Origin of the sequence: Microbacterium sp. 20-116 (assembly GCF_041079415.1) — a bacterium.
In the GTDB taxonomy this organism is placed as follows: domain Bacteria; phylum Actinomycetota; class Actinomycetes; order Actinomycetales; family Microbacteriaceae; genus Microbacterium.
In genome coordinates this window covers 1-11,761 of sequence record NZ_JBFYGP010000011.1, presented here as the reverse complement: position 1 = coordinate 11,761, position 11,761 = coordinate 1, and the positions used below count along the sequence as shown (strand labels likewise).

12 protein-coding genes are annotated in these 11,761 nt (G+C 71.1%); 3 read left to right on the top strand and 9 right to left on the bottom strand.

Going from position 1 to position 11,761, the window contains the following annotated elements:
- Window positions 1–6: 6 nt before the first annotated feature.
- Complete coding sequence (locus tag AB6V29_RS15560) at window positions 7–723, bottom strand: Type 1 glutamine amidotransferase-like domain-containing protein (protein ID WP_369359767.1); 717 nt, start codon at window positions 721–723, stop codon at window positions 7–9.
- A gap of 49 nt (window positions 724–772) precedes the next feature.
- On the opposite strand from AB6V29_RS15560, the gene AB6V29_RS15555 reads away from it, so the two are divergent.
- Window positions 773–1,207, top strand: a complete 435-nt coding sequence (locus AB6V29_RS15555) for an N-acetyltransferase family protein (protein ID WP_369359765.1) — start codon at window positions 773–775, stop codon at window positions 1,205–1,207.
- 142 nt (window positions 1,208–1,349) lie between these two features.
- Here AB6V29_RS15555 and AB6V29_RS15550 read toward each other — a convergent pair whose 3' ends face one another.
- The 5 genes from AB6V29_RS15550 to AB6V29_RS15530 are packed head-to-tail and all read right to left on the bottom strand — an operon-like array spanning window position 1,350 to window position 6,800.
- Complete coding sequence (locus AB6V29_RS15550) at window positions 1,350–2,528, bottom strand: thiolase family protein (RefSeq protein WP_369359763.1); 1,179 nt, start codon at window positions 2,526–2,528, stop codon at window positions 1,350–1,352.
- Window positions 2,528–3,712 carry a bifunctional 2-methylcitrate synthase/citrate synthase gene (locus AB6V29_RS15545; RefSeq protein ID WP_369359761.1) on the bottom strand — a complete coding sequence of 395 codons (1,185 nt, stop codon included), beginning with the start codon at window positions 3,710–3,712 and terminating at the stop codon, window positions 2,528–2,530. Before AB6V29_RS15545 ends, AB6V29_RS15550 begins: the two co-directional genes overlap by 1 nt.
- A 36-nt stretch (window positions 3,713–3,748) precedes the next feature.
- Window positions 3,749–4,648: a methylisocitrate lyase gene (gene prpB / locus AB6V29_RS15540; protein ID WP_369359759.1), complete on the bottom strand. Its 900-nt coding sequence runs from the start codon at window positions 4,646–4,648 to the stop codon at window positions 3,749–3,751.
- Window positions 4,648–6,174: an MmgE/PrpD family protein gene (locus AB6V29_RS15535; RefSeq protein ID WP_369359757.1), complete on the bottom strand. Its 1,527-nt coding sequence runs from the start codon at window positions 6,172–6,174 to the stop codon at window positions 4,648–4,650. The genes prpB and AB6V29_RS15535 overlap by 1 nt, the downstream gene beginning before the upstream one ends.
- Window positions 6,171–6,800 carry a GntR family transcriptional regulator gene (locus tag AB6V29_RS15530; RefSeq protein WP_369359755.1) on the bottom strand — a complete coding sequence of 210 codons (630 nt, stop codon included), beginning with the start codon at window positions 6,798–6,800 and terminating at the stop codon, window positions 6,171–6,173. The genes AB6V29_RS15535 and AB6V29_RS15530 overlap by 4 nt, the downstream gene beginning before the upstream one ends.
- Window positions 6,801–6,944: 144 nt before the next feature.
- Here AB6V29_RS15530 and AB6V29_RS15525 point away from each other — a divergent pair, with 144 nt between their 5' ends.
- Window positions 6,945–7,259, top strand: a complete 315-nt coding sequence (locus AB6V29_RS15525) for a YbjQ family protein (protein ID WP_210076028.1) — start codon at window positions 6,945–6,947, stop codon at window positions 7,257–7,259.
- Between the two features lie 17 nt (window positions 7,260–7,276).
- Here AB6V29_RS15525 and AB6V29_RS15520 read toward each other — a convergent pair whose 3' ends face one another.
- Entirely contained in the window at window positions 7,277–7,846 is a 570-nt protein-coding gene (locus tag AB6V29_RS15520) for a TetR/AcrR family transcriptional regulator (protein WP_369359752.1), read from the bottom strand.
- A gap of 103 nt (window positions 7,847–7,949) precedes the next feature.
- On the opposite strand from AB6V29_RS15520, the gene AB6V29_RS15515 reads away from it, so the two are divergent.
- Entirely contained in the window at window positions 7,950–8,924 is a 975-nt protein-coding gene (locus tag AB6V29_RS15515) for a zinc-binding dehydrogenase (protein ID WP_210076023.1), read from the top strand.
- A gap of 511 nt (window positions 8,925–9,435) precedes the next feature.
- On the opposite strand, the gene AB6V29_RS15510 is transcribed toward AB6V29_RS15515, so the two are convergent.
- Window positions 9,436–9,915 carry an NUDIX domain-containing protein gene (locus AB6V29_RS15510; protein ID WP_307313546.1) on the bottom strand — a complete coding sequence of 160 codons (480 nt, stop codon included), beginning with the start codon at window positions 9,913–9,915 and terminating at the stop codon, window positions 9,436–9,438.
- Window positions 9,915–11,543 (bottom strand): DUF4407 domain-containing protein, encoded by a 1,629-nt coding sequence (locus AB6V29_RS15505; RefSeq protein WP_369359749.1) that lies wholly within the window; start codon window positions 11,541–11,543, stop codon window positions 9,915–9,917. The genes AB6V29_RS15510 and AB6V29_RS15505 overlap by 1 nt, the downstream gene beginning before the upstream one ends.
- Window positions 11,544–11,761 lie beyond the last annotated feature (218 nt).

The following is an 11,761-nucleotide window of genomic DNA, read 5'->3' as shown; positions in this document are numbered from 1 at the left end:
GGCGCCTCAGGCGCGGAGCACCTGGACGTGGACTCCGGATGCCGAGGACTCCACGCGCCAGACCTGCCCGCCGCCGCGGACGGCCGGGGCCGCCTGTGCCGAGATCACCAGGGCCGTGTGCTCGTCGATCGCCACGCCGTCGGAGACGAGCCCGGCATCGACCGCGGCGACCAGACGAGAAAGGGTCCCCCACTGGGCGGCGTGCACATCGACGGCGAAGTCCAGCAGTCCGAGGCCCGCGCGGACCTCGAGCTCGTCGAGTTCCTCGCCGGCGTTCTCCGACACGACCTCGACCCCGCCCAGACGGTATCCGCCGACCAGCGCCGGACCGGCGGCGATCACGGAGCCGGCGGAGAACCCGGCGTACGGCATCCCCTCGCGGACACGCGCGATCACGGCATCCCGGATCTGCGCGAAAGCATCCAGGTAGGCCGGGGTGAGGCCGCCGCCGACGAACAGCGCGTCGGCGGCGAGCGCCGAGGCATCGAAGACTTCGCCCTCAACGATCGTCTTGACGCGGATCTCGGCGGGCACCGCCTGCGCTGCGTCCAACATGGCGCGGTGGAGGGCGATCCTGGTGTCGTCTTCGGCCTCGAGCACGAGCAGCAGCGCGATCACCGGAGCGCGCTCGCCTGCGCGCTCGCGCGCCTCGCGGACGAAGGGACGCAGCAGGTCGCCGCAGCGCGTGACATCGCGCCCGCCACCGAGAAGGAACACGCTCATACGCCCAGTATCGCGGGCCCGTCCACGTCGCGATTCCTAGACTCGACGCATGGACATCCGCCTCCGGCCGAGCGTGCCCGCCGACATCACCTGGCTCGTCGAGCTGCGCGCCGAGGTGTTGCGCGCCGACCTCGAGCGCCTCGGCCGCTTCGACGAGCATCGCGTCCGCGAGCGCCTGCGCACCGGGTTCCGTCCCGAACACACGCGCATCATCGTCGTCGACGGGGCGGATGCCGGTTCTCTCACCGTCCGCACCGACGGGGCGTCGCGCTGGATCGAGCATTTCTACCTGGCATCCGCTCTGCAGGGTCGGGGCGTGGGCGGCGAGGTCCTCTCTCGCGTGCTGGCGGAACCGTGGGACGGCCCGACGCGCCTGAACGTGCTGCAGGGCAGCCCCGCCCGCCGCCTCTACGAGCGCGCCGGATTCACCCTCGACTCCGAGGACGAGGTCGACGTGTTCCTGGTCCGCCCGGCGCACACCTGATGCCCCCGCGCCGCGGCCCGCATCGCCCTGGGCGGGCCGTCCCGCGGACCCCACCCCCGACACACCGCCCACCAGCCCGCCGACCCGGCATGTCGCCGACGAACTCCGCGGGACGGCCCGCCTGGTGAGGGCGAAACCCGACTCAGTACCGCCGCAGCAGCGCGGCCAGGGCCTGTCCGCCGCCGATGCACATCGTCACGACGGCGTACTCCAGGTCGCGACGGCGCAGATCGAGGGCCGCGCGCACCGTGAGGATCGCGCCCGTCGCACCGACCGGGTGGCCGAGGGCGATCGCGCCGCCGTAGGGGTTCACCTTCTCGGGGTCGAGGCCCGCGTCGCGGATCACCGCCACCGCTTGGGCGGCGAAGGCCTCGTTCAGCTCGATCACGTCGACGTCGGCCGGTCTGAGCCCGGTCTGCTCCCACAGCCGCTGCAGCGCGATGACGGGCGCGTAGCCCATGATCTCGGGGTCGACGCCGGCGGTGGTCACGGCCTCGAGCGTCGCGAGCCCCGACAGACCGCGGTCGCGCACGTCGTCCTCGCGCATCAGCACGGTAGCCGCGGCGCCGTCGTTGATGCCCGACGAGTTGCCGGCCGTGACCGATCCGTCCTTCTCGAACGCCGGGCGCAGGTCCGCGAGGGCCTGCAGGGTCGTCCCCGGACGCGGGTGCTCGTCGACCGAGACCTCGACGGGCGTGCGGCCGCCGGTGGTCACCGGCACGATCTCTTCCGCGAAGGCCGCGCGCGCGGCATCCGTCGCCGCTCTGCGCTGGCTCTCGACGGCGAAGGCGTCCTGCTGCGTCCGCGAGACGGAGTATCGGGATGCCACGACCTCGGCCGTCGTGCCCATGTGCCGGCCGCTGAAGGGGTCGGCGAGGATCGCGAGCGTGCCGTCGAGGAGCTGCCGATCGCCGAGCCGTGCGTTGCCGCGGGCACCGTACTCGAGGAAGGGCGTGCGCGACATGCTCTCGTCGCCACCGGCCACGGCGACGTCGATCCCGCCCCAGCGAAGCTCCTGGGCGGCCGACCAGATCGCCTGCAGACCCGAACCGCAGAGGCGATTCACCGTGAACGCGGGCACGCGCGTGGGAAGGCCCGCGGCGAGCGCAACGCGACGGGCGTTGTAGGCATCGGGCCCGTTCTGGGCGATGCAGCCCATCACGACCTCGTCGACCGCGCCTTTCTCGACGCCGGCGCGACGCAGGGCCTCGGTGACGGCGACCGCGCCGAGCTCGTAGGCGTCCACGCCCGAGAGCGCTCCGCCGAACGAGCCGATGGGCGTGCGGGCGCCCGAGACCAGAACGATCTTCGGAGACGACATCAGCCGGCCGCTTCCTCGGGGCGCTCCTGGGCCTCGACGTCGGCGGCATCCGGGACGTAGCCCTCGACGTGGCGCTCGTCGGGACCGACGTATTCCGAGAGGGGGCGGATGAGGGCGTTCGACGCCTGCTGCTCGCGGATGTGCGCGGTCCAGCCGGTCACGCGCGCGGCGACGAAGAGGGGGGTGAAGGTGAGCGTGTCGAAACCCATCAGGTCGTAGGCCGGACCCGAGGGGTAGTCGAGGTTCGGGTAGATGCCCTTGCGCTCGACGAACTGCGACTCGAGCGCGGCGTAGAGGGCGGCGACGTCGGGACGACCGTAGTGCTCGACGAGCGTGTCGAGGGCGGCCTTCATCGTCGGCACACGCGAGTCGCCGCGCTTGTAGACGCGGTGACCGAAGCCCATGATCTTGCGCTTGTCGGCGAGGGCGGTGTCGAGCCACGGCCCGACGTTCTCGGCCGAGCCGATCTCGGTGAACACGTGCAGCACGGCCTCGTTCGCCCCGCCGTGCAGGGGACCCTTGAGAGCGCCGATCGCGCCGACGACCGCGGAGTACAGATCGCTGAGGGTCGAAGCGATGACGCGAGCGGTGAAGGTCGAGGCGTTGAAGGAGTGCTCGGCGTACAGGATCGTCGAGCGGTTGAACGCATCGACGACGACCTCGTCGGCCTCCTCGCCGAAGGTCATCCAGAGGAAGTTCGCCGCATAGTCGAGGTCGTCGCGGGGCTCGACCAGCTCCTCTCCGCGGCGGCGACGCTGACCGTACGCGACCACGGCGGGCAGCTGCGCCCACAGGCGGATCGAGCGCTCGAGATTCTGTTCGGGCGTGCCCACGGCATCCATCACGTTCGAGATCCCCGCGGTCTCGCGCGCGCCGATCACGCTCACGGCCGTGCGTACCTCATCCATCGGGTGGGCGCTCGTGGGCAGAAGGTCGATCGCGGCGCGGACGTCGTCGCTCAACGCGCGGTGCGCACGCTCGGTCCGGCGCAGGTCGGCGAGCTGCGCGGCATCCGGAAGCTCCCCGTTCCACAGCAGGTACGCGACCGCTTCGAACGGCTGGGTGGCGGCGAGCTCCTGCACGGGGTAACCGCGGTACAGCAGGCTGTTGGTCTCGGGGTTCACCTTGCTGACGGCGGTCTCGTCGACCGTGACCCCGGCGAGGCCCTTCTTGATGTCGGTCATCGTCTCTCCCTTGAGTCGTGCTCGTGTGCGGCCGCGTCAGCGTTCGACGGTGAAATCGAACACGTCGGCGTCGAAGCGGGTGTAGCCCTCGTAGTCGATGAGGTCGTACAGGTCGGCGCGGTGCTGCATCTCGCTCAGCTGGTCGCGAAGGTGACCCTCGGATGCCAGGGCGTCGAGGCCGCGGCCCGCCGCGCCCATCGCGAGTCGGAGCAGCGACACCGGCCAGATCACCAGGTTCACCCCGGCGTCTTGCAACTGCTGCGTCGAGAACAGCTCGCTCTTGCCGAACTCGGTCATGTTCGCCAGGATCGGCACGTCGAGCGCCGAGCGCATCGCCTCGAACTCTGCGAGGTCGCGCATCGCCTCGGGGAAGATCGCGTCGGCGCCCGCGTCGACCAGGGCTTTCGCGCGGTCGATGGCGGCATCCAGTCCCTCCACCGCCCGCACGTCGGTGCGCGCCATGATCAGGAAGTCGGGGTCGCGGCGGGCATCGACCGCGGCGCGGATGCGTTTGACCGCGGTGTCGGCGTCGACCACGCTCTTGCCGTCGAGGTGGCCGCAGCGCTTCGGGTTGACCTGGTCCTCGATGTGGGTGCCCGCAAGCCCCGCGTCTTCGAGGGTCTGGATCGTGCGGGCGACGTTCATCGGCTCGCCGAACCCGGTGTCGGCGTCGATGATCGCCGGCAGCTCCGTCATGCGCGCGATCTGCTGACCGCGACCCGCGACCTCGGTGAGGGTCGTGAGGCCGATGTCGGGCAGACCCAGGTCGGCCGAGATCACCGCGCCCGAGATGTAGACGCCGTCGAAGCCCTTGCGCTCGATGAGTCGGGCCGACAGCGGGTTGAAGGCTCCCGGCATCCGGACGAGTTCACCGGATGCCAGCTTCTCGCGCAGCGCGCGACGCTTCTGCTGAGCGGTGGTCTGGGCGTGGAGCATCAGAACAGCCCCTTCGGCGCGGGTGCCAGGGCCAGCACGCCGGGCTTCGCCACGATGGTGAGCTGCATCACCTCGGCCGGGGTCAGCTCGGGCAGGCGCTGCACGAGCTCGAGGAAGCGCTCGATCTCGTCGGGCAGCAGCACGGGCTCGGCGAGCAGCCGGAACTTGCGCACGTAGTCCTCGCGCGCGAACGGCCGGGCGCCGAGCGGGTGGGCATCGGCGACGGCGATCTCGTCTTCGACGATCGACCCGTCGGTCAGGGTGATCACGACGCGACCGCCGAAGGCCTTCTCGTTCGGGTCGTCGGAGTGGTAGCGGCGCGTCCACTCGGCATCCTCGGCCGTGGTGACCTTGTGCCACAGCGCGACGGTGTCTTCGCGGCCCGCGCGCTCGGGGGTGTAGGAGTCGACGTGGTGCCACGCGCCGTCCTGCAGGGCGACGGCGAAGATGTACGGGATCGAGTGATCGAGCGTCTCGCGCGACGCGGTGGGGTCGTACTTCTGCGGATCGTTCGCGCCCGAGCCGATGACGTAGTGCGTGTGGTGGCTGGTGTGCAGGACGATGGATGCCACGTTCGCGGGGTCGCGCAGATCGGGGCGCTCCGTGCCGAGGCGACGGGCCAGGTCGATCCAGGCCTGCGCCTGGTACTCGGCCGAATGCTCCTTCGTGTACGAGTCCAGGATGCCGCGCTTGCTCTCGCCCTCACCCGGAAGGGGCACGTCGTACGAGGCGTCGGGGCCGTCGAGCATCCACGCGATCACGCCGTCCTCTCCCTCGTAGATCGGGGAGGGGCTGGTCTCACCGCGCATCGCCCGGTCGACGGCCTCGATCGCCATCTTCCCGGCGAAGGCGGGAGCGTGCGCCTTCCACGTCGAGATCTCGCCCTTACGCGACTGGCGGGTGGCGGTGGTGGTGTGCAGGGCCTGGCCGATGGCCTGGTAGATCGTCTCCTGGTCGAGGTCGAGCAGGGTACCGATGCCGGCGGCCGCGGCGGGACCGAGGTGGGCGACGTGGTCGATCTTGTGCTTGTGCAGCGAGATGGCGCGCACGAGGTCGATCTGGATCTCGTAGGCCGTGGCGAGAGCGCGCACGAGGGCGGCGCCGTCGCGACCGGTGTGCTGGGCGACGGCCAGCACGGGCGGGATGTTGTCGCCGGGGTGCGAGTAGTCCGCGGCGAGGAAGGTGTCGTGGTAGTCGAGTTCGCGCACGGCCACGCCGTTCGCCCATGCCGCCCACTCGGGGCTCGTACGGCGCTCGAGCAGGCAGCCGAAGACCGTGGCGCCCGGTCCGCCGATCGAGACGGCGTGGTCGAGAGCCTGCTGACGCGCAGCGCTCACGGGCTGACGGGTGATCGAGGCGGCGGCGACGGCCGCGTTGTCGATGAGGCGGTTGACGATCATGTCGGTCACGTCGTCGTCGACGGCCACCGGGTCGACCGCGACGCGCGCGAGGGCCCAGGCGAGCTGACCCTCACGGGCGAGGTTCTCGTCGCTGCGGTGCACGCGCACGTGGTGGGTGATCGTCATGAGGGGTCCTCCGTGAGGGCTTCGAGGATGGTGGTGAGGGCGTTGTGCAGGTGCACATGGGCGGCGTGGGCGGCGAGTTCGGGGTCGCCGGCGCCGATCGCTCTCGCGATCAGTTCATGCTCCCCGGCCGAGGCCGAGAGGCGAAGGGGGTTGTCCCGCGCCATGCGCCGCACCCGCACGAGGTGGGTGCGCACGCTCCGGAGCGCGGCGGAGAGATAGGCGTTGTCGACGGCGTCGTCGATCGCGGCGTCGAAGCGGGCGATCAGGGCGTAGTACGCGTCGGCGTCGGTGGTGTCGACGGCGGCGAACTCGGTCGCGAGGCGTCGGAACTCCCCGCGATCGCCGCGCCGGGCGGCCAGTCGCGCCGCCTCGGTCTCGAGCGCCCGACGCAGGTCGAAGAGCGAGCGGATGTCGTCGGCGTCGATGCCGGCGACCACGGTCACGCGGGCCGAAGCCTGAGCGACGAGGCCGTCGGATGCCAATCGGCGCAGCGCCTCGCGAAGAGGGGTGCGGCTGACTCCGAGGCGGGTGGACTGCTCCACTTCGGCGAGGACGGTCCCCGGCGCCAGCGTGCCGGTCTGGATCTCGTCGAGGAGGGTCGCGTAGGCGCGTTCACTCGCCCGCATGCTGCCCCCTCGCCGTCATTGCTCCAGTGTATGCAATCCGCGGACGAAACGGGGATATATTGCCTCCCGCATGCCGTCTAGGTATACACAGAGCGGCTCGATTCACCCCTCGCGGAGCGGCCCGTCACCTGCCACACTGGGCGCATGCTCGTCACGACCATGAACGATGTCCCCGGCCGCCAGATCGTCGAGGTGTACGGCGAGGTGACCGGCCTGACCGTGCGCGCCCGCAACATCGGCGTGCAGTTCGGCGCCGGACTCAAGTCGATCTTCGGCGGTGAGCTCCAGGGCCTCACCAAGCAGCTGCAGGACAGTCGCGACGAAGCCAAGCAGCGCCTGGTCGAGGCCGCCGAAGCCGTCGGGGCCGACGCGGTCATCGCCATGCGCTTCGACACGAGCGAGGTGGCGCAGAACTTCCAGGAGGTCGTCGCCTACGGCACGGCCGTGAAGCTGGGCTGACACCGCCGGGGGCCGACTCAGCCCCAAGACTCCAGGGTCGAGGAGACGGATGCCAGGGTCGCCAGCGCCGCGTCTCGATCGGCCCGCGCGAGGGTGAGGCCGGCCACCACGAGCGAGGCGCACACCGCGGCGAGGGCGTCCACGGCATCCGGGGTCAGATCCGGACGCCGGTCGGCGACCGCCGAGCGGATCGCGGCGCGCATCTCGGCGGCGTAGTCCGAGACGAGGGTGCGCACCTCGGCGTCGTCGCTCGCCAGCGGAGACGAACCCGCGTTCAGCAGCAGGCAGCCGAGCCGCGCGCGCGGGGCGTCGGTCTCGATGGCCGAACGCATCTCGTCGACGTAGGCCTCGAGCGCGCCGGGGTCTCCCCCGCCGAGGGGGCGGAGGCGCGTGCGCACGACGTCGTCGAGGTATGCCGAGAGGACGGCGTCGAAGAGTCCGCGTTTGCTGCCGAAGGCGTTGTAGAGGCTCGAGCGGGTGAGGCCCGTGGCCTCTTCGAGCTCGGCGATGCCCGTCTCGGCGTACCCGCGGCGCCAGAAGACGTCGCGCGCGGCGTCGACGACGGCGGAGCGTTCGAAGCTCGGCATCCTGCCCATGTTCTCTCTCTCGCCACTTGACGTCTTGGGTTGCATTCGCAGGCCCGAGGTCTATATTAGACCGGTCGTTACAAAATAACCACAGGAGGAATCCATGCGCGCAGTCATCCACCACCAGTTCGGCGAGCCGGCCGACGTCGTCGGCGTCGAAGAGGTCGAGAACCCGACCCCCGGCCCCGGCGAGGTGCGCCTGCGCGTGCTCCTGTCGCCCATCCACAACCACGACCTGTGGACCATCCGCGGCACCTACGGCTTCAAGCCCGAGCTGCCCGCCCGCGCCGGCACCGAGGCCGTCGGCGTCATCGAGGAACTCGGCGAGGGTGTCGAGAACCTGACCGTCGGCCAGCGCGTCGCCACCGGCGGCACGTTCGGGGTGTGGGCCGAGCAGGTCGTCGCCAAGGCCGCGGGCCTCATCCCCGTCGCCGAGGGCCTGAGCGACGAGGTCGCCTCGCAGCTCGTCTCGATGCCCTTCAGCGCCATCAGCCTGCTGCACTCGCTCGACCTGAAGGCCGGCGACTGGATCGTGCAGAACACCGCCAACGGCGCCGTCGGCCGCATGGTCGCGCAGATCGCCAAGGCGCGCGGCGTCAACGTCGTCGGCCTCGTGCGCCGTCAGAGCGCCGTCGAGGAGCTCGCCGCCCAGGGCATCGACAACGTCGTGTCGACCGACGCCGACGACTGGCGCGACCAGGCCCTCGCCCTCGTGGGCGACGGACGGGTCGTCGCGGGTGTCGACTCCGTCGGTGGCCCCGCCGCCGGCCAGGTGCTCTCGCTGCTGAGCGAGAACGGCACCCTCGTGATCTTCGGTTCGATGGGCGCGGGCAAGCTGGAGCTCGGCGCCGGCGACCTCATCTTCCGCCAGGCCACCGTGAAGGGCTTCTGGGGCAGTGTCGTCAGCAAGACGATGGATGCCGAGACCCGCGGCGCCCTCTTCGGCGAGCTGTCGCGCTACCTCGCCGACGGCACCCTGACCCTGCCCGTCGCCGCCACCTTCGGTCTCGACGACATCGTCGAAGCCGTCACCGCGAGCGACGCGCCCCGCGTCGGCAAAATCCTCATCCGCCCGTAAGCGGGTCGCGCCGCGGGGCTCGCGTCCCGCGACGCGCGGGCCCGAGCCCCTCTTGAGTGTCCAGAACACCCGGACGATTTTTCGAAACGTCCGGGTGTTCTGGACACTCGTGCGTTCGGGGCGCGGGCGCCCAAGGCGATGCGGAGCCCCGGGCGGAGCGGCAGCGCGGGGAGGGTCGCCGCGCGTAACTCCTGAGAGAACGGCGCACGCCGGGCGCTGTGCCCTGTATCCCGGGGCGCCGAGGAGACGGGGCCGCCTCCGTTCAGGAGTTACGCACCATTCCACGGCCCGATCGAGGCGGCCGCCGCGGCGTGCGCGGCCGAGGGGTGGCACGCGGGTAGCGGCGGCACGGGCGAAGGAGGCGGCACGCGCCGGGGATGGCCGGGGCGTACACAAGTCCTGAGAAGCGCGGAGGGGGCCGCCTGTTCGCCGGGAGAACCGGCGCGGATATCCGGCTGCGCCGCGGCTTCTCAGGAGTTACGCACGACCTCCACCCCCAGCGGGGAGCGCCTCAATCGCCACCCAGGCCCTCGAGGGCGACGGCGAGCGCCTCGATCGCGGGGCGCTGCCCCTTCACGAGCGCCTCGCGCGCGGCATCCAGCCCCATCCACTCCGCGCGGTCGACCTCGGGGAACGTCGCGGTCTTGCCCGAGCGGGGTGGCCACGCCATCTCGAAGGTGCCGAAAGCGAAGTCGGATGCCGTGAAGCCGGCGCCGTCACCCGCGAACACGACCACCTTCTTGCCGCTCGAATACGCGAACGTGCCGAGTTCGGCCCACTCGACCTCGGGCGCATCGACCCCGAGCTCCTCGCGGAACTCGCGGCGGGCGGCATCCAGCGCCCCCTCGGTGTCGGGGTCGTACTCGCCCTTCGGGATCGACCAGGCGCCGGCGTCCTTCTTCGCCCAGAACGGGCCGCCCATGTGCGCGACGAACACCTGCGGCTCGGGCGCGAGCCGGTACAGCAGGAGTCCCGCGCTCCACACGACCATCAGGAGACGGTCGCCGGAACGCGGTTCGCCTCGTCGGCGATGATGTCGGCGCGCCTGCGGAAGGTGCGGGCCGACACCCGGTCGAGGGCGATCTGCCCACGCATCTTCTCGGCCTTCTCGTAGAGCGAAGGGCCGCCGAAGCCGGTCAGCACCTTCACCAGCACGGGCAGCAGCTCGATCATGAAGAACAGCGCTGCGATCAGATAGTGCGCCGAGCGCAGCGTCGGCTCGCGATCCGACAGGCGCTCGAGGGCCGTGATCTGGCTCAGCAGACCCACCGCTCCCGCATTGCCGTCGGCGACCGACGACGCCCTCGCGTTGTACGCCGTGAGCGCCGAGTCGTACTGGGCGCGAGCGGCGGGCAGCTGGTCTTCGGCCTGCTGCTTGTTCTGGTCGGCGGACGACGCGGCGGCCTCGGCGCCGGCGGAGTTCGCCGCGGCGAGCGTCGACTGCGCCTGCGCGAGCTGGGTCGACAGCGAGTCGTATGCCGACTGCGCCTGTGCGAGCTGCGCCTGCGCCGCATCGGAGCTCGCGCCGTTGCCGGCGACACCGGTGCAGCCCGGAACCGTTCCGGCGCCCTGGCCGGTGAGCTCGCACTGGTACACGGCGCGCGCCTGGTCGATCACGCTCTGCTGGGCGGCGAGCTGCTGCGTGAGCTGGTCGACGCTCTGCTGCGCAGCGGCGGATTCGGCCGAGGTCGACGAGGTGCCGGTCACGATGCCGGTCGCCGCCTGGTTCTCGAGCGCCGACACCTGCGCGCTCGCGGCGTCGAGCGCCTGCTTCTCGGGGCCGTTGGTGACGGCATCCTGGTCCGTGAGGGCCTGCGTGACGTTCGTGGAGTTGACCTCGCGCACGATGTCGTTCTGGAACACCTGCAGAACCAGGGGCTCGGCCACGACGATGCCGATGAGAGCGGCCATGATCACGCGGGGCATGGCGAGACCGAGCAGCCGGAAGATGTTCTTCGTCGAACGCATCGTGGAGGTGAGGAAGCGGTCGAGGTTGAAGATGATGAGGCCCCACACGATCGCGAGGGGGATCGCGAGCCAGAGGCTGACCCGCACGCCCGTCAGCAGCGCGAACATCATCGACAGCGACGAGACGAGAGCGGTTCCCGCGAGCACGAGGAACATCTGCACGAAGCGCGGCACCTCTTCGGGCACCTCGTCGAGCACGTCGTTGTCGGCGCCGCCGAGCACGGCCATGCGGCGGATCAGAGACAGGCGCGGGCGGCGCGGGTCATGTCGGCGCAGGCGGGGCTGGCGCGGCTCGGATGCCACGGGGATGGATGCCGCGGGCTCGGGCGCCTCGTCGGACGGGACCGCGGTCTCGTCGTCGGCGCGCGCACGCTCGGCGCGATCGATCACGACGGTGTCGCGGGCGTCGGCGGCGTCGACGTCGAGCGGATCGGTATCGCTCGGGTCGGCGGCGATGGAGGAGCGTGGGTCGTCGTCGGCGGGCGGCGCGCCCCACGGCTCGGCAGTGTGATCCTGTGGTTCGGCGGGACGGTTCGCCGCGTTCTGCGCGGCGAGGATGTCGTCGAGATACTGCTCGCGTTCCTCGTCCGTCGTGAACTCGATACGGCCGTCGGAGCCGAAACGGCCGGGCCGGTGAGCGGAAAAGGACATTCGCACAGGGTACGACGCCCGCACCGTTCTCTCCTGAGCGGGGCCTGAGGCGCAGCCGGGCGCCGCCACCGCTCCGCGCCGGCCTGATACCTGCCGTCGCCCCCGCGGCACTGCGCCGACGCCAGCACCGCGTCCGCGGCATCCACCCCCTCACGCATAAACGCTGTACGCGACGGGAAACACGAGCACACCGCGTTTCCCGTCGCAGGAAGCGTTTC